The 16,408-nt window shown below is 64.0% G+C and carries 20 protein-coding genes; 15 read left to right on the top strand and 5 right to left on the bottom strand.

Features of this window, described 5'->3' with window-relative positions; all coding sequences use genetic code 11:
- Nucleotides 1-84 precede the first annotated feature (84 nt).
- The 5 genes from PVE73_RS20705 to PVE73_RS20685 are packed head-to-tail and all read left to right on the top strand — an operon-like array spanning nucleotide 85 to nucleotide 4,564.
- Nucleotides 85-918, top strand: a complete 834-nt coding sequence (locus tag PVE73_RS20705; protein WP_277364053.1) for an FCD domain-containing protein — start codon at nucleotides 85-87, stop codon at nucleotides 916-918.
- Nucleotides 915-1,709, top strand: a complete 795-nt coding sequence (locus tag PVE73_RS20700; protein ID WP_277364052.1) for a (Fe-S)-binding protein — start codon at nucleotides 915-917, stop codon at nucleotides 1,707-1,709. The genes PVE73_RS20705 and PVE73_RS20700 overlap by 4 nt, the downstream gene beginning before the upstream one ends.
- Nucleotides 1,709-3,145, top strand: a complete 1,437-nt coding sequence (locus PVE73_RS20695; protein ID WP_277364051.1) for a LutB/LldF family L-lactate oxidation iron-sulfur protein — start codon at nucleotides 1,709-1,711, stop codon at nucleotides 3,143-3,145. Before PVE73_RS20700 ends, PVE73_RS20695 begins: the two co-directional genes overlap by 1 nt.
- Complete coding sequence (locus PVE73_RS20690; protein ID WP_277364050.1) at nucleotides 3,142-3,819, top strand: lactate utilization protein; 678 nt, start codon at nucleotides 3,142-3,144, stop codon at nucleotides 3,817-3,819. The genes PVE73_RS20695 and PVE73_RS20690 overlap by 4 nt, the downstream gene beginning before the upstream one ends.
- Entirely contained in the window at nucleotides 3,809-4,564 is a 756-nt protein-coding gene (locus PVE73_RS20685) for a metallophosphoesterase family protein (protein WP_277364049.1), read from the top strand. Before PVE73_RS20690 ends, PVE73_RS20685 begins: the two co-directional genes overlap by 11 nt.
- Here the strand turns inward: PVE73_RS20685 and PVE73_RS20680 are convergent.
- Nucleotides 4,554-4,694 (bottom strand): hypothetical protein, encoded by a 141-nt coding sequence (locus tag PVE73_RS20680; protein WP_277364048.1) that lies wholly within the window; start codon nucleotides 4,692-4,694, stop codon nucleotides 4,554-4,556. The genes PVE73_RS20685 and PVE73_RS20680 overlap by 11 nt on opposite strands.
- 252 nt (nucleotides 4,695-4,946) lie before the next feature.
- Between PVE73_RS20680 and PVE73_RS20675 the strand changes: the two genes are divergently transcribed.
- The 8 genes from PVE73_RS20675 to yihA all read left to right on the top strand — a co-directional run bounded on the left by PVE73_RS20675 (nucleotide 4,947) and on the right by yihA (nucleotide 11,893).
- Entirely contained in the window at nucleotides 4,947-5,591 is a 645-nt protein-coding gene (locus tag PVE73_RS20675) for a hypothetical protein (RefSeq protein WP_277364047.1), read from the top strand.
- A gap of 31 nt (nucleotides 5,592-5,622) precedes the next feature.
- On the top strand, nucleotides 5,623-6,369 hold the full coding sequence (locus tag PVE73_RS20670) for a 16S rRNA (uracil(1498)-N(3))-methyltransferase (RefSeq protein ID WP_277364046.1): 747 nt from the start codon (nucleotides 5,623-5,625) through the stop codon (nucleotides 6,367-6,369).
- Between the two features lie 82 nt (nucleotides 6,370-6,451).
- The gene (locus tag PVE73_RS20665) at nucleotides 6,452-7,825 is read left to right on the top strand and encodes a glutamate--cysteine ligase (protein ID WP_277367533.1); all 1,374 of its coding nucleotides are present in this window, start codon (nucleotides 6,452-6,454) and stop codon (nucleotides 7,823-7,825) included.
- Between the two features lie 261 nt (nucleotides 7,826-8,086).
- Entirely contained in the window at nucleotides 8,087-8,221 is a 135-nt protein-coding gene (rpmH, locus tag PVE73_RS20660) for a 50S ribosomal protein L34 (RefSeq protein WP_144861350.1), read from the top strand.
- A gap of 23 nt (nucleotides 8,222-8,244) precedes the next feature.
- Nucleotides 8,245-8,607, top strand: a complete 363-nt coding sequence (gene rnpA, locus PVE73_RS20655; RefSeq protein ID WP_277364045.1) for a ribonuclease P protein component — start codon at nucleotides 8,245-8,247, stop codon at nucleotides 8,605-8,607.
- An 8-nt stretch (nucleotides 8,608-8,615) separates the two neighbouring features.
- A complete protein-coding gene (yidC, locus tag PVE73_RS20650; RefSeq protein WP_277364044.1) occupies nucleotides 8,616-10,463 on the top strand; it encodes a membrane protein insertase YidC in 1,848 nt (615 codons plus the stop codon).
- A gap of 114 nt (nucleotides 10,464-10,577) precedes the next feature.
- A complete protein-coding gene (locus PVE73_RS20645) occupies nucleotides 10,578-11,216 on the top strand; it encodes a CatB-related O-acetyltransferase (protein ID WP_277364043.1) in 639 nt (212 codons plus the stop codon).
- Nucleotides 11,216-11,893, top strand: a complete 678-nt coding sequence (gene yihA / locus PVE73_RS20640) for a ribosome biogenesis GTP-binding protein YihA/YsxC (RefSeq protein WP_277364042.1) — start codon at nucleotides 11,216-11,218, stop codon at nucleotides 11,891-11,893. Before PVE73_RS20645 ends, yihA begins: the two co-directional genes overlap by 1 nt.
- Before the next feature lie 45 nt (nucleotides 11,894-11,938).
- Here yihA and msrB read toward each other — a convergent pair whose 3' ends face one another.
- A complete protein-coding gene (gene msrB / locus PVE73_RS20635) occupies nucleotides 11,939-12,448 on the bottom strand; it encodes a peptide-methionine (R)-S-oxide reductase MsrB (protein ID WP_277364041.1) in 510 nt (169 codons plus the stop codon).
- A gap of 180 nt (nucleotides 12,449-12,628) precedes the next feature.
- Nucleotides 12,629-13,348 carry a hypothetical protein gene (locus PVE73_RS20630; protein ID WP_277364040.1) on the bottom strand — a complete coding sequence of 240 codons (720 nt, stop codon included), beginning with the start codon at nucleotides 13,346-13,348 and terminating at the stop codon, nucleotides 12,629-12,631.
- A 187-nt stretch (nucleotides 13,349-13,535) separates the two neighbouring features.
- Here PVE73_RS20630 and argB point away from each other — a divergent pair, with 187 nt between their 5' ends.
- A complete protein-coding gene (argB, locus tag PVE73_RS20625; protein ID WP_277364039.1) occupies nucleotides 13,536-14,429 on the top strand; it encodes an acetylglutamate kinase in 894 nt (297 codons plus the stop codon).
- 130 nt (nucleotides 14,430-14,559) lie between these two features.
- Here the strand turns inward: argB and PVE73_RS20620 are convergent, their stop codons facing one another.
- Entirely contained in the window at nucleotides 14,560-15,315 is a 756-nt protein-coding gene (locus tag PVE73_RS20620) for a GGDEF domain-containing protein (protein WP_277364038.1), read from the bottom strand.
- 75 nt (nucleotides 15,316-15,390) lie between these two features.
- Here PVE73_RS20620 and PVE73_RS20615 point away from each other — a divergent pair, with 75 nt between their 5' ends.
- Nucleotides 15,391-16,092, top strand: coding sequence for a pyrimidine 5'-nucleotidase (locus PVE73_RS20615; protein ID WP_277364037.1), 702 nt, complete (start codon nucleotides 15,391-15,393; stop codon nucleotides 16,090-16,092).
- Nucleotides 16,093-16,094: 2 nt separating this feature from the next.
- On the opposite strand, the gene PVE73_RS20610 is transcribed toward PVE73_RS20615, so the two are convergent.
- The gene (locus PVE73_RS20610) at nucleotides 16,095-16,328 is read right to left on the bottom strand and encodes a hypothetical protein (RefSeq protein WP_277364036.1); all 234 of its coding nucleotides are present in this window, start codon (nucleotides 16,326-16,328) and stop codon (nucleotides 16,095-16,097) included.
- Nucleotides 16,329-16,408 lie beyond the last annotated feature (80 nt).

Here is a 16,408-nt window from a genome sequence, read left to right as displayed (position 1 = left end):
GCATCCGGCCAACTGGTTAAAACATTTGACCAGTGCACGTCAATCTCGCTAGAGTAAAGCCGCCCAACCCGAAGACGCTGCCCCGTGAGCACCATCTATTCCAGGATCGAGCATGCCCGTACGGCCGACGCCGTGACACGCCAGATCGAGGCGCTGATCCTCGAAGGCGTGCTGCGCGATGGCGACCGTTTGCCCGGCGAGCGGGAATTGGCGGCCCAGATGGAGGTCTCCCGGCCGATCCTGCGCGACGCGCTGAAAGCGCTGGAGGCCCGCGGCCTGCTCGTCACTCGCCAGGGCGGGGGCACGCAGGTGGCCGATGTCGTGGGCGAGGTGTTCGCCGCGCCGATGCGCGAACTGATCGCGAGCCACCCCAAGGCCACGGCCGATTATCTGGAATACCGCCGCGAGATCGAGGCCGTGGCGGCCGAAATGGCCGCGCGGCGGGCAACGGAAGCCGACAAGGCGCTGCTTTCCGGTATCGTCGCGCGTATGAAGGAAGTTCACTCATCCGGCGATCCGGATGCCGAAGCGGAGATCGACGTCGAGTTCCACAACGCGGTCGGCGAGTGCGTACACAATTTCGTGCTGCTTCACACGCTGCGCTCCTGCTACCGGCTCCTGGCCGAAGGCGTATTCTACAGCCGCGCTCGCATCTATCACCTGCCGGGCGCGCGCGATGAACTCCTCGCGCAGCACGGGGCGATCTATGAGGCGATCCGCGACGGCGATCCGGGTGCTGCCAGGGCGGCGGCGGTGGCCCATATCGCCTATGTCCAGGAGGCGAGTGCCGAGGCCGAGCGCACCGGTGAATGGGAACGTGTCGCGGGGCTGCGCCTGCGTCACCGCTCCGATGCCGGCGCCCAACAGGTGAAATCCCGGGCTTCCCGGACAAAACGCTCCGCGGCGGCCGGTTCATGAAACAGGATGATGCATTGGCTGATGACGTGAAGAAGAAGCCCCGCGTGGGGCTGTTCGTGACTTGCCTGGTCGACCTCTTCCGGCCGACCGTCGGCTTCGCCTCGGTGAAGCTTCTGGAGGATGCGGGCTGCGATGTGGAGGTGCCGATGGCGCAGACTTGCTGCGGCCAGCCGGCCTACAACTCTGGCGACCGAGCCGATACGATGGCCATCGCGAAGAATGCCATCGAGACTTTCGAGGAATACGACTATGTGGTCGCGCCCTCCGGCTCCTGCACCGGCATGCTGAAGAAGCACTATCCCGGCCTTTTCAAGGGCGATGCGCATTGGGAGGCGCGCGCTGCGGCGTTCTCGGCAAAGGTCCACGAGCTCGTCAGTTTCCTGGTGGATGTCATGGGTGTCGAGAAGGTGAAGGCCGCGCACAAGGGCAGCGTCACCTATCACGATTCCTGTTCGGGCCTGCGCGAGCTCCATATCCGCGAGCAGCCGCGCCGGCTGCTTTCCTCCGTCTCCGGGCTGAAACTCAGGGAAATGAGGGATCCGGATGTCTGCTGCGGCTTCGGCGGCACTTTCTGCGTGAAATATCCCGATATCTCCAACAAGATCGTCGAGGAGAAGACGGCGAATGTCAGGTCGTCGGGCGCCGAGACGCTGCTGGCCGGCGATCTCGGCTGCCTGATGAACATGGCGGGCAAGCTCGAGCGCCAGGGCGCGGATGTGAAGGTGCGCCATGTGGCGGAGGTGCTCGCCGGCATGGACGACGGCCCGGCGATCGGCAGGGGAACGCGCTGATGCAGATCACGTCACCGACATTCAAGGAGAATGCGCGTCAGGCGCTGACGGACGTGCAGTTGCAGAAGGCGCTCGGCCATGTGCGCTCGGGCTTCATCGACAAGCGGCAGTGGTCGGTCGACGCGCTGCCCGAGTTCGATGCGCTGCGCGATTCCGCCCGCGCCATCAAGGACCATACGCTGGCGCATCTCGACCTCTATCTCGAAGCCTACGAGCAGAAGGTGAAGAAGGCCGGAGGCCACGTGCATTGGGCCGAGACGGCGGCGGACGCCCGTGATATCATCCTCGATATCTGCCGCGCCGCCGGCGCCCGCACGGTGACCAAGGGCAAATCCATGATCACCGAGGAGATCGGCCTCAACGAGTTCCTCCAGAAGGAGGGCGTTCGACCGGTCGAGACGGATCTGGGCGAATACATCATCCAGCTTCGCGGCGAGCATCCGAGCCATATCATCGCGCCGGCCGTGCACCTGACGAAGGAGCAGGTGGAGGCCGATTTCCGTCGCGTCCATAACCATCTGCCTTACGCGCGCGATCTTTCCGAGCCGGAGTCGCTTCTGGGCGAGGCGAGGCGTGTACTGCGTTCGCAATATTTCCAGGCCGATGTCGGCATCACCGGCGCCAATTTCCTTGTGGCGGAAACAGGCAGTTCCATCATCGTCACCAACGAGGGCAATGGCGACCTCACACAGATCCTGCCGCGCGTGCACGTGGTCGTGGCCTCGATCGAGAAGCTGGTGCCGACGCTGGAGGATGTCGGCCAGATCCTGCGCGTGCTTGCCCGCTCGGCGACGGGGCAGGACATGAGCGTCTACACGACCGTCTCCACCGGCCCGCGTCGGCCGGGCGATCCCGACGGGCCGGAGGAGTACCACGTGGTACTGCTCGACAATGGCCGCTCTTCCATGCTGGGCACCGAGTTCCAGGACATGCTGCGCTGCATCCGCTGCGGCGCCTGCATGAACCACTGCCCGGTCTACCACGCGGTTGGCGGGCACGCCTATGGCTGGGTTTATCCCGGGCCGATGGGCGCGGTGCTGACACCCTCGCTGGTGGGGGTCGACAAGGCGGGACATCTGCCCAATGCCTCCACCTTCTGCGGGCGCTGCGAATCCGTCTGTCCCATGCGCATTCCGCTGCCGAAGATGATGCGCCACTGGCGCGAGCGCGAATTTTCCCGCGGCCTCAACCCGGCCACCCAGCGCTACGGCCTCAGGGCATGGGCCATGTTCGCGCGCCGCCCATGGCTCTACCGGCTCGCAACCTCCTTCGCCATTCCCATCCTCTCGCTCGCCAGGGGAGGGAAAGGCAGCTTCCATTACCTGCCGCTTGCGGGCGGCTGGACGAAGCACCGCGAGTTGCCGGCGCCGGAGGGCCGGACCTTCATGCAGCAGTGGCGTGATCGCGATGCACTGAAGCAGGGGGCGCAGGCATGAGCGCGCGCGACGCGATCCTGAACAAGGTGCGCGCCGCGATCGGGGTCCCTCCCGATGATTCCGCGCGGGGCAGGACCGTGAAGAAGCGGCTGGCCAATCCGCCGGTGGGCGTGGTGCCGGCGCGCGGGCAGTTGCCCGAGAAGGAGCGCGTAACGCTCTTCTGCGATATGGCACAGAAGGTCTCCGCCACCGTCGAGCGTGTGAGGAAACCGGCCGATGTGCCGAAGGCCGTGGCTGCCTACCTGCGCTCCAGGAATCTTCCGTCTTCCATCCGCATGGGGGCGGACGAGCGCCTGCAGACCATGCCGTGGAAATCGCTGAAATCGCTGGAGGTGAAGCCGGGACATGCCGCCCCGGAGGACGAGGTGGGGGTCAGCCATGCCATTGCCGGCGTGGCTGAGACCGGCACGGTGGTGCTTCAATCCGGCGCAGCCAATCCGACCACTGTGAATTTCCTCCCCGAGCACCATATCGTTGTGATTGACGCGAAGGAGATCGCTGGCGACCTGGAAACGGTGTTTTCCAGGATCCGGCAGACATTCGGGAAGGGAAAGATGCCGCGCACGGTGAACCTGATCACGGGTCCCTCTCGTTCCGGCGACATCGAGCAGAAGCTTTTGCTCGGTGCGCACGGGCCGCGCGCACTGCATCTCGTTGTGGTCGATGGCGCCTGAGGGAATCCGTTACGGGGACGCTGCGACGCCCGAGGGCATGCGCATCTATGCCGTGGGCGATATCCACGGCCGGCACGATCTGATGGCCGAGATGCACAGCCGCATCATGGCCGAGATCATCGAGGACCGGCCGGCGGACTGGCGTATCGTCTATCTAGGGGACTATGTCGACCGTGGCCCCGCGTCTCGCCAGGTGCTCGAGCACCTCTCCCAGTCCGTCAGGAATGATCCCCGCGTCACGGCGCTTGCGGGAAACCACGACCTGGGTTTTCTCGCCTTCCTGGCACAGCCGCGGGCGGAGGGCCTTTTCGCGAGGAACGGCGGGGAGGCCACCGCTCGTTCCTACAGCGTCGAGATCGATTTCGGCTCAAGCGAGGCGTTGTCGCGCGGCCATGCGGCACTGATGGAAGCGATCCCGCGGGAGCACCTCGATTTCCTTCATGGCCTGAAGCTTTCCGCCAGTTTCGGCGACTTCTTCTTCTGCCATGCGGGCATCCGGCCCGGCGTCCCGCTCGAGGCACAATCGGCAGAGGATCTGATCTGGATCCGCGAGCGGTTCCGCCACGATCCTACCTTGCATCCGAAACTCGTGGTGCATGGCCACACGCCCATGCCTGAACCCGAGATCATGCTGAACCGGGTGAACCTGGATACGGGCGCCTGGTCGACGGGCCGGCTGACGGCCATGATGTTCGAAGGGAAGAAGAAACGGCTTTTGGAGGTGGTCCTGGAGCCTAGCGGGTAAGATCGCTGATGCCGTAGCCATCCGTCGAATGATAGACGCCCGAGGCGGTGGCGGCATAAATGCCCGCTCCGCTCACCATGACCGCGGTCAGCAACATCAGTGAAAGGATCGTAGCACGCATCAGGCTCATCTCTTTTCCGATCTGCCCAGCATACAAGGCCCCGGGTTACCAATTGGTTCCCCTCGGAGCCGCAAGTTGACGGGATGAAGCTCGGCGCGCCAAATGAGCCTTCACCCGCAAACTTGCAATAGGTGACTTACGTCTTGATGACGGTTTCCTGTGGATGTTGCTCTTTTGCAGCGCTTCCCGGAAGCGTTGGAAATCGGGTTGACGGCGGCTGCGCCCGTGCTTCCCTGCCCGCCTCTGCAGCGGAGTTGGAAGATGCCCCTTCAAAACCGCGTTTCCCCGTTTGGAGATATCGAGGCGGTCGCCGCGCGCGGGCTCTTCACCGGCAATCGTGGCGTCATTCACGATCCGGATACGCGGACGCTTCTGAAGCGGCGCTGGTCCACCAAAGCCTGGATCATCTGCGAATGCGATTTCCGCGGGCGCCTCCGCGAGGTCATGGGCCGCAACAGCCGCCACGGCACCGCCGGCTGGACCGAACTCTTCTTCCTCGACGAGGTGACGGCGCTGGCCGCCGGCCATCGCCCCTGTTTCTATTGCCGGCGCAGGCCGGCGCTTGCCTTTGCCCGCGCTTTCGCGGAGGGGCACGGCGGAGAGCATCTGTCCGCTTCCGGCATGGATACGATCCTCCACTGGCAGCGCCGCGCCGCGGGCGCGCCCGCCATGCCGCTCCGGCAAGCGGACGTGCAGGCTCTTCCCGATGGGGCAATGGTGGAAGCGAGTGGTCGAGGCTTCGCCCTGCGCTGTGGCAGGCTTCTGCCGTGGAGCTTCGATGGCTATCGGCAAGCCCGCACCGTTGTGGAAGCCGGCGCGGCCTTCACCCTCCTCACGCCGCCCGCCACCGTGACGGCCCTGCGGGAAGGCTACCGGCCCGTCTGGCATCCTTCCGCCGGCTCTTGACCGCCGGGCAGTGCCGGCGCATCAAGCGGCCATGCGGGCGAACTACAAAATGCAGCGGCTTTACCTGTCCGCCGATCTCTCGGCGGGAGCCGAGCTGGAGACCACGCGCGAACAGGCGCATTATCTCGGCCATGTGCTGCGCATGCGCGAAGGTGCACGCCTGCTCCTCTTCAATGGGCGGCAGGGCGAATGGCACGCCGAGGTCGTGGACATCTCGAAAAAATCCGCGCGACTCTCCGTTCGCGAGCAAACGCGCGAACAGACGCCCGAACCCGATCTTCTCTACTGTTTCGCACCCCTGAAGCAAGGACGACTCGATTACCTGGTCCAGAAGGCGGTGGAGATGGGGGCGGGCATCCTCCAGCCCGTCATCACCCAGCACACGCAGGTGCCGAAGCTCGGGATCGACCGGCTTCAAGCAAATGTGATCGAGGCGGCCGAGCAATGCGGCATCCTCTCCGTTCCCACAGTCCGCGCGCCGGTGAAGCTGGAGGCCCTTCTCGGGCGCTGGGAGGAAGGGCGGCGCCTCGTCTATTGCGACGAGGATGCGCCCGGCCAGAACCCGCTGCCCGCGGTCTCCGGGCTGGCCGGCGAAAAGCTCGGCCTGCTTGTCGGGCCGGAAGGAGGCTTCTCGGAAGCCGAGCGCAGGATGCTCCGCGGGCTCCCCTTCGTGGTGCCGATCCCGCTCGGTCCCCGGATTCTCAGGGCGGACACCGCCGCCGTGGCTGCGCTCGCCGTCATCCAGGCCGCCGCGGGCGACTGGCGCGACTCCTCCTGACGGATTGTTCAGAACTTTTCGCTTGCCTGCGGTTTCGGTCTTCGCCAATGAGGCGAAGCTTGGCATCAGCTTCGAGGATTGGATGGCGAGGGACACGACCGACAACAGGCCGATCGAGACGGTCGACGATCTCGTTGCCTATATTGCGGGCGGCTGCAAGCCGAAGGAAGCCTGGCGCATCGGCACGGAGCACGAGAAGTTCCCCTTCTATGTCGATGGCAACCGGCCAGTGCCTTTCGAGGGCGACCGGGGCATCCGTGCACTGCTGGAAGGCATGCAGAGGATCTTGGGCTGGAACCCGATCCTGGACGACGGGCGCATCATCGGCCTTGTCGAGCCGACGGGGCAGGGCGCCATCTCTCTCGAGCCCGGCGGACAGTTCGAGCTCTCCGGCGCGCCGCTGGAAACGATCCATCAGACCTGCCGGGAGGGCAACGCGCATCTGGCGCAGCTTCGCGAGATCGCGGAGCCGCTCGGCATCCGTTTCCTGGGCCTGGGCGGCAGTCCCAAGTGGCGGCTTTCCGAAACGCCCCGCATGCCCAAGTCGCGATACGAGATCATGACGAACTATATGCCGAAGGTCGGCAGCCACGGCCTGGACATGATGTACCGCACCTGCACGATCCAGGTGAATCTCGACTTCGCCTCCGAAACCGACATGCGGCGAAAGATGCAGGTGGGCATGCGCCTGCAGCCGCTCGCCACCGCGCTTTTCGCCAACTCCCCCTTCTCCGACGGCGCGGTCAACGGCTTTCAGTCCTGGCGTGGCGAAATCTGGCGCGACACCGACAACCGGCGCGCCGGCCTGCTGCCCTTCGTCTTCTCTGAGATGTTTGGGTTCCGTGACTATGTCGAATGGGCGCTCGACGTGCCCATGTATTTCGTCATCCGCGAGGGGCACTATCACGACTGCACCCATGTCACCTTCCGCCAGTTCATGGATGGCGCCCTGCGCGGTACCGTACCGGACGGTACGCCAACGATGGGCGACTGGACGAACCATCTCTCTACGCTTTTCCCCGATGTACGCATGAAGCGCTATCTGGAGATGCGGGGCGCCGACGGAGGGCCGTGGCGGCGCATCTGCGCGCTGCCTGCCTTCTGGGTCGGGCTTCTCTACGACGCCGCCGCGCTCGACGCCGTCGAGGATTTGACCAGGGGCTGGAGCTTCGAGGAGGTCGAGGCCCTGCGCGACGCGGTGCCGGTCGAAGGCCTGTCGGCGAGCTTCCGCAACCATCATCTGCGTGAAACGGCGCGCGAGGTGCTGGCGATCTCTCACATGGGGCTTGCCAATCGCGGCCGCAGGAACCGCGAAGGCTTCGATGAGACGGGGTTCCTGAGCCCGCTCGATGAGGTGGTCGCACGCGGCACGACCAGCGCGCAGGAGATGGTCGCGGCCTACCACACGCGCTGGGGTGGCTCGATCGAGCCCGTGTTCCTGGAACATGCGTATTGAGGGAGCAAGGCAGTAGGGAAGGGGGCGGCCGGGCTTGACGGCGGTCCCCGAACCCTTTGCATCACTCCCTACTGCTCTCCTTGTGCGACAAAAGGTGTTTCCAGCCGCGCCTTCGTTGACTTTCGCGGCCTCTCTTCATATAAGCCCCGCACGTTCGGGCTGGCCGCCCGGCGCGCTGTCGTGCGTCCTTGAGCGGTCAAGAATGCTCCTGTTCGTAAACCGACAGAATGAAGAAGGGCCGCACGCCGCGGTATTAAATAAATGAAGCGCACCTATCAGCCCTCGAAACTCGTTCGCAAGCGCCGCCATGGCTTTCGCGCACGCATGGCGACCAAGGGCGGCCGCAGCGTGATCGCCGCTCGCCGCAACCGCGGCCGCAAGCGGCTGTCCGCTTAAGGACCGGCGCGGGCACGGGGCCGTTGTCTGGCCGGGCGCAGAAGCAGCACCCGGGGCGGCTTACGAAGCGCGCCGAATTCCTGGCGGTTCAGCGTGGTCAAAAGCTGCGTGGACGGCTTTTTTTGCTTGAATTGCTGAGGCGCGGGGACGATGGTCCGCCGCGCTTCGGCATTACCGTGACCAAGAAGGCCGGCAATGCGGTGGAGAGAAATCGTATGCGCCGCCGGTTGCGCGAGGCAATTCGTGTGCATGTGGCCGATGACATGGCGCCCGGCACGGACTATGTGATCGTTGCGAGACGCGACGTGTTGAATGCGCCGTTCGGAGCGCTCCGGGAAGAACTGTCCAGGCGCATCCGAGGCAAAAAACCCGCTCGCACGGGCTAAGGAAACTCATGGAAAACAATCGCAACCTCCTCATCACGATTGCGCTGTCGGTGGTCGTCCTGACGCTCTGGCAGGTATTCTACGTGAATCCGCGCGTCGAGGCACAGCGTGAAGCGGCCCGCATCGAGGCGGAGCGATCGGGGGAGACTGGCGGCCAGACCGCTGGCCAGCAGGGAGCGGCCGGCCCTTCGGACCTTCCTTCCGCGGGATCCGGGCAGGAAGGCGCAGCCATACCCGGCACATCGGCATCGAACCAGGCGCCCGCCACGCGCACGGAGGCGCTCGCCACGGCCCAGCGGGTGAGGATCGACACGCCCCGTCTATCCGGTTCCATCAATCTTTCCGGCGCGCGCCTCGACGATCTGCTTCTCAAGGAATACCACGTCACCGTCGACGAGGATTCGCCCAACATCGAACTGCTCAACCCCTCGGCGGTCGCGAACGGCTACTATGTCGAGGTGGGTTATACCGGCAGCGCCGCCACTGGCGCCGTTCCGGGGCCGGATACGGCCTGGACGCTTGAGGAAGGCTCGGTGCTCTCGCCGGGAAATCCCGTGACGCTCAGCTTCACCAATGAGCGCGGGCTCACCTTCCTCCGCACTTTCTCGGTGGACGAGAATTATCTTTTCACGATTACGGACACGATCCGCAACGCCGCAGGCGAACCGGTCGAGATCCGCAATTACGGTCGCACGACCCGCATGGGCCATCCACAGACCGCGGGCATCTATATCCTCCATGAAGGGTTTATCGGCGTTCTTGGCGAGGAGGGCCTGCAGGAGGTCAACTATTCCGCCGCCGAGGAAGACGGCGAGGTAATTCCCGGCAAATCCGCCGACGGCTGGCTGGGCATGACGGACAAGTACTGGGCCGTTACCATGGTTCCGCGGGCAGGCGAGGAGTTCCAGCCGCGCTTCGCTTATTTCCCCGATGGCCGCGAGCGCTTCCAGGCCGACTACCTCACCGATCCGCTGACGGTGGCGCCCGGTGGCGAGGCGAAAGTGGAGACCCTGGTCTTCGCCGGAGCCAAGGTGGTGCATGTGGTCGACAGCTATGAGGAGCAGCATGGCATTCGCCAGTTCGAGCTCCTGATCGACTGGGGCTGGTTCTATTTCATCACCAAGCCCATGTTCTACCTGATCGATTGGCTGTTCAGGCTGTTCGGCAATTTTGGCGTCGCGATCCTGATGACGACCGTCATCGTGAAGCTGATCTTCTTCCCGCTCGCCAACAAGTCCTACAAGTCCATGGCGAACATGAAGATGGTGCAGCCTGCTCTGATGGAAATCCGCGAGAAATACGCGGACGACAAGATGAAGCAGCAGCAGGCGATGATGGAGCTCTACAAGAAGGAGAAGATCAATCCGCTGGCGGGCTGCTGGCCGATCCTCATCCAGATCCCGGTCTTCTTCGCGCTCTACAAGGTGCTCTACGTCACGATCGAGATGCGCCACGCGCCGTTCTTCGGCTGGATCCAGGATCTTTCCGCCCCAGATCCGACGACGATCTTCAACCTGTTCGGGCTGCTGCCCTACGATCCGTCTCAGATTCCGGTCGTCGGGCATTTCCTGATGCTGGGCGTCTGGCCGATCATCATGGGCATCACGATGTTCCTGCAGATGCGCATGAACCCGACGCCGCCGGACCCTACCCAGGCGATGATCTTCACCTGGATGCCGGTGATCTTCACCTTCATGCTGGCGACCTTCCCGGCCGGTCTGGTTATCTACTGGGCGTGGAACAACCTGCTCTCCATCCTCCAGCAGGGCGTGATCATGAAGCGCCAGGGCGCCAAGATCGAGCTTTGGGACAATCTGGTGAACCTGTTCCGACGAAAACCGAAACCGGCCGAATAGCTGCAGCATATCTCTCTTGTGGCCGCGCGCTTCCCGGTGCGCGGCCATGGCTTGTCTGGAACTGGAAGAACGATGACAATCGCCGGCAGCGAAGCGACGGATGGAGGAGTCGCCATGAGCGGGCCCAAGCCGGAGATCAAGCATCCCATCGCCATGCACTCGCGCGTCGGCTTCCTGAAGCCGCTGGTGGATGCTCCCAATATCGAGATCGGCGAATACACCTATTACGACGACCCGGAAGGTCCGGATCAGTTCGCCAGGAAGTGTGTTCTGCATCACTACGAGTTGATCGGCGACAGGCTGATCATCGGCCGCTTCTGCGCGATCGCCGAAGGCGCGCGCTTCATCATGAACGGCGCCAATCATGTGCTTGGCGGCTTCTCTACCTATCCCTTCAACATCTTCGGCCATGGCTGGGAGGAAGGTTTCGACGAGGGGACCTGGCGCAGGGAGGTGCGGGGCGACACCGTGATCGGCAATGACGTCTGGATCGGTATGGAGGCGATCATCATGCCGGGCGTGAAGATCGGTGACGGAGCGATCATCGGCGGCAGGGCGGTTGTCACGCGCGACGTTCCCGCCTATGCGGTCGTAGCGGGAAATCCCGCCGAGGTGGTGAAGATGCGGTTCGATCAGATGACGATAAGGCGGCTGCAGGCGATCGCCTGGTGGAACTGGCCGGCCGAGAAGATCACGCGTAATCTGGATGCCATCCGCGGCCGCGACCTGAAGCGGCTGGAGGCTGCAGAGTGATGACAGCGGGCGAGGGAACGGCGGCCGCGGAACCCAGCGGACAGCGCACGAAGGTCTTCGCGCGTCCATGGATCTTCATCCGCGGTGTGCCGGCCATGAAGTTCCTGCCCCCGGAAGGGCCGCCTGAGGTCGCCTTCGCCGGCCGCTCGAATGTGGGAAAATCCTCGCTCATCAATGCACTGGTCGGCCGGAAGGGCCTTGCCCGCACGTCCAACACGCCCGGCCGCACGCAGGAGCTCAACTATTTCGTACCGGAAGGCTTCAGCGGCGAGGCGGGAGACCTTCCGCCCATGGCCCTCGTCGACATGCCCGGTTACGGCTTCGCCAAGGCGCCCAAGGCTCAGGTCGATTCCTGGACCAAGCTGGTCTTCGACTATCTGCGCGGCCGCGTGACGCTGAAGCGGGTATACCTGCTGATCGATGCGCGCCACGGCGTGAAGAAGATCGACGAGGAGGTGATGGATCTGCTCGACGCGTCCGCCGTCTCCTATCAGATCGTTCTGACCAAGGCGGACAAGATCAAACCACCGGCGGTGGTGAAGTTGATTGCGGAAACGCGGGAAAAAACCGTCAAGCGTCCTGCTGCGTTTCCCGGCGTGATCGCCACCTCGTCCGAGAAGGGCGCGGGGCTCGACGAGCTTCGCGAGGCACTCCTGCGCGCCGTCACGGACACCTGACGCGCGGCCAGGGCCCGCACCGACACGCCGTCGGCCTTGGACGTTTCAGCCGCTTTGCGTTTCTGCCGGCTTGAAGGCGAGTGCCACGCCGTTGATGCAGTGGCGCTTGCCCGTGGGCGGCGGACCGTCGTCGAAAATGTGGCCGAGATGCCCGCCGCAACGCCGGCAGTGGCACTCGGTGCGCGTCATGAAGAAGGAGTTGTCCTCCTTCGTACCGATCGCTTTAGGCAATGAGGTCCAGAAGCTCGGCCAGCCCGTGCCGGAATCGTATTTGGCCTCGGAAGAGTAGACCGGCAGGTCGCAGCCCGCACAATGGAAGGTCCCTGCGCGCTTTTCGTCGTTGAGCGGGCTGGTGAAGGCGCGCTCGGTGCCTTCCTCGCGCAGCACGGCATATTGCTGCGGCGTCAGGAGCGCGCGCCACTCCTCCTCGGTTTTGGAGATCTCGAACTCTTCCGCCTCGGCCTTGCCGCCGGCGCGGCCGAGCAGGATGAAGGTACCGCCGGTCAGGGCCGCGATGGCACCCGCGCCGCCATAGAGGAAGTTGCGACGTTTCATATCCGTTCCTCCATCTGCGATGAAGCTATCGGGATGGCGCGCATGCCGCAAATCAAATGCTCCGTGATGGGACGGGTGTTCAGCCGGCCATGAAGACATGGCTGTTCATGCGCTCCATCCGCGGCATGGAACTGACCGAGGCAGCGTTCGTGCAATGGGCAGGTGTGATGTTGCGAAGATCTAACGCGGCAGGTTCGAGAAATGCCATTCGATCAATGGCGGCATGTGCGGCGCGAGCCCTTCGGGGAGGTCGTGCATGCCGCGGATGATGACTGGCCCCTCGATCTCCGGATCGTTTTGGCCGTTCACGAACCGCCTGATGCGGCCGGCGATCTCCTCCGCTTCGCCGTCCAGATAGAACCGGCGCGCGATAACGGTGCCCGTCTGGCCGGAAAAGGCGTGGTAATGGGCGTCGCGTCTTGCATGGGTGATGTCCAGCCCCGTCTCCTCGCGCACCTCCCGCGCCATGTTGAAATCGATATCGGCGACGCCGCCGCGGAAATCGTCCGGCTCGAGGGCCCCCGCCGCGAAGTAGACCCATCCCGGATTGGCGGTGTGGCCCAGCATTCGCGCGGCGATGAGGGCGTTGTCGGTGGTCACCGGCACGGCATGGGCGAAGACGTGCTCGATCGATGGGACGGGGCGGTTGCGGCGCCAGTGCAGGAAGGTCGAATAGCGCACGGCGTGGCATCGCGCCTTAACGCGCCGAGCCGAATAGACCATCTCCGACAGCAGGATGACCTCGCCGTCGAACAGGCTCGGATTGGCGGCCGTCTCCGCCCGCCAGTTCGCCGCGATCGACTTGCTCTCGGCAAGCTCATAGGGGTGCTGCCCCTCCTCCAGGGTCAACGTGACGTCTTCGATCGGAAAGATCTGGTTCCGAGGGATGTCAAATCGCATGGTCGAGATGCTCGGGATGGGTGGCGAGGCGGCGATGTCGACGCGGACTTGTCCCGCCAACGGTGCCGTTGATACACGAAATCCGCGTCGCGGATAAGAACGGCCCGGCGCAACATCGGGCATTTGCGCGACCCCGCGAATACGCTATGAGACGGGCCGGTCCTATCCAAGCCTCGGGGCGACGAGCATGACGGAAATCACCGGTACCGCGGAAGCGCAGGCGGCCCTTCTCTCGGCGGCGCTGCCCTTTATGCAGCGCTACGAGAACAAGACCGTCGTCATCAAATATGGCGGCCATGCCATGGGCGACCTCGCGCTCGGCCGCGCCTTTGCCAGAGACGTGGCGCTGCTCAAGCAATCCGGCGTGAATCCCATCGTCGTCCATGGCGGTGGTCCACAGATCGGCGCCATGCTCACGCGCATGGGCATCGAATCGAAGTTCGAGGGCGGGCTCCGCGTCACCGACCAGAAGACGGTCGAGATCGTCGAGATGGTGCTGGCTGGCTCCATCAACAAGGAGATCGTGGCGCTCATCAACGCCGAGGGCGAATGGGCCATCGGGCTCTGCGGCAAGGACGGCAACATGGTCTTCGCCGAGAAGGCCAGGAAGACCATGATCGACCCCGATTCCAACATTGAGCGGGTGCTCGATCTCGGCTTCGTCGGCGAGCCGGTGGAGGTGGACCGCACGCTGCTCGACCTGCTGGCCCGATCCGAGATGATCCCGGTGATCGCGCCGGTGGCACCCGGCCGTGACGGTCACACCTACAACATCAATGCCGACACCTTTGCCGGCGCCATTGCCGGCGCTGTGAAGGCAAGCCGCCTCCTGTTCCTGACGGATGTTCCAGGCGTGCTCGGCCGCGACGGGAAGCTGATCGACGAGCTGACGGTCTCGGAGGCCCGCGCGCTGATCAAGGACGGCACGATCTCCGGCGGCATGATCCCCAAGGTCGAAACCTGCATCGAGGCGATCGAGCGCGGCGTGGAGGGCGTGGTCATCCTGAACGGCAAGACCGCGCATTCGGTGTTGCTGGAACTCTTCACCGAGCACGGCGCGGGAACGCTGATCGTTCCTTAGATCATGATGCCGCTTCGTTGAATCGGCATCATGGTTTGGCTTTTTGCTTGAGCATGATCTGTTCCGAAAACCGGCATTCACTTTTCGGGACCATGGTCTAGGGCCTGCACCCGTTCTGGCGAAAGCCGCCTCAGGCGGCCACCCTGTGGTCGGCCACCACCCTGTTGCGGCCGAGCTGTTTCGCTTCGTAGAGCTTCTGGTCGGCCTCGCTCATGATCTCGGAGAAGCTCGCACCGGTCGGCGCGCGCACGACGCCGATGCTGACGGTGAGGCGCACCGGCGCGCCTTCGGCGAGGGCAAGACGCGTCTCCTCGACGGTGCGGCGGATCTGCTCTGCCAGGCCGTGGGCCTCGACCGGGCTCACTTCTGTGACGAAGGCGCCGAATTCCTCGCCTCCGATCCGCCCCACCGGATCTGTTCCGGGTGTTGCGCGGCGGATGGCGCCGGCAATCGCGACGAGCGCCTGATCGCCCGCAAGATGCCCGAACGTATCGTTGATCTGCTTGAAGTTGTCAGCGTCGATAAGGATCAGCGCGCCGCGGTTTTCGGCCGTGCGCGTGCGCTCCACGGCGGCAATGAAGGCACTGCGGTTGAAGAGGCCTGTCATGTCGTCGAGCCTTGCGCTTTCGGCGAGTTTCTGGTGCAGCACCGTCAACTCCCGGTGCGCGGCTTCCAATGCTTTGTGCGCTTCGGCGATCCTGCGTGTCTGGTTGTAGGTGTAAGCGCTCGCAGGAAAGGCCACGACGAGGGGACAAAGGGTGCACATGGTGGCGGCGAAGAGATCCATGCTGCCGCCCACCAGCTTCAGGGCAACGGCGCAGATGGCGAGCGAGACCGCGATGGAGATGAGGGTGGCGATGCCGGCCTTAAGAAAGACCTTCCTCACAGCCGTTCCCCTCGGATGTTATCGCTGCTTGCGCGAAAATTTGGAAAGCCGACCCGAAACCTGCCATAAGAGGTCATGACAAACCGCCCCGATCCCGCACGCTTCACCCATGTCACCGATTGGGTGTTCGACCTCGACAACACGCTCTACCCGCGCCACAGCAATCTGTTCTCGCAGATTGACGTGCGGATGACCGCCTATGTATCTGAACTGCTCCACCTTCCCTCCGAGGAGGCGCGCCAGCTCCAGAAGGAACTCTACAGACAGTACGGCACTACACTTCGAGGGTTGATGGAACGTTATGAGGTCGACCCGGACGACTTCCTGGAGAAGGTACACGACATCGACTATTCATGGATCGAGCCGGACCCGGTCTTGGGCGAGGCGATCTTGGCGTTGCCGGGACGGAAATTCATCTTCACCAATGGCAATCGCGGGCATGCGGAACGGGCCGCCCGGCAGCTCGGCGTCCTCGATCATTTCGAGGACATCTTCGATATCGTGGCGGCCGGGCTCACGCCGAAACCGGCGAAGGAGAGCTACGACCTTTTTGTTAATCTCCACACGGTCGTCGGCCCGAATGCCGTGATGTTCGAGGACCTGGCGCGCAACCTCACCGTCCCCAAGGAATTGGGCATGACGACGGTCCTCATCGTGCCAAGGAACCTGGAACCCACCTATTCCGAGATATGGGAGCGGGACCTTGGCAACGAGGACCATGTCGACTATGTGACCGACGACCTGACCGGATTCCTGGAGACTGTCAGGACACGATAGCTCTAGCGACGATCGCGATTCGCCGCCCGCTCGAGCGACTTCTCCGATTCGCTTTTGTCGCGTTTCTCGACAAGCCTCCCAAGGCCGCGATTGGCGCGGACGTCATCTTCGATCTTCTCGGCCGCGCTTTCCTCGGTATCGATTTCGTTCTTCCCGGGCTCGTGCTTGGTCGGGTGGCCGAGATCCCGGGTCTGCTGTTCATCCATCATGTCGTCGTCTGGAACGCTGCGGGGCATGGGGAACTCCTTTTCTCCGCTGTCAACGCGCAGGGCCAGCCGCCCGTTCCGAGCGAGGGGCCGGATTTTGCACCGGCCCC

Source organism: Chelativorans sp. AA-79 (genome assembly GCF_029457495.1).
In the GTDB taxonomy this organism is placed as follows: domain Bacteria; phylum Pseudomonadota; class Alphaproteobacteria; order Rhizobiales; family Rhizobiaceae; genus Chelativorans.
This window is presented reverse-complemented; position numbering and strand designations above follow the sequence as displayed.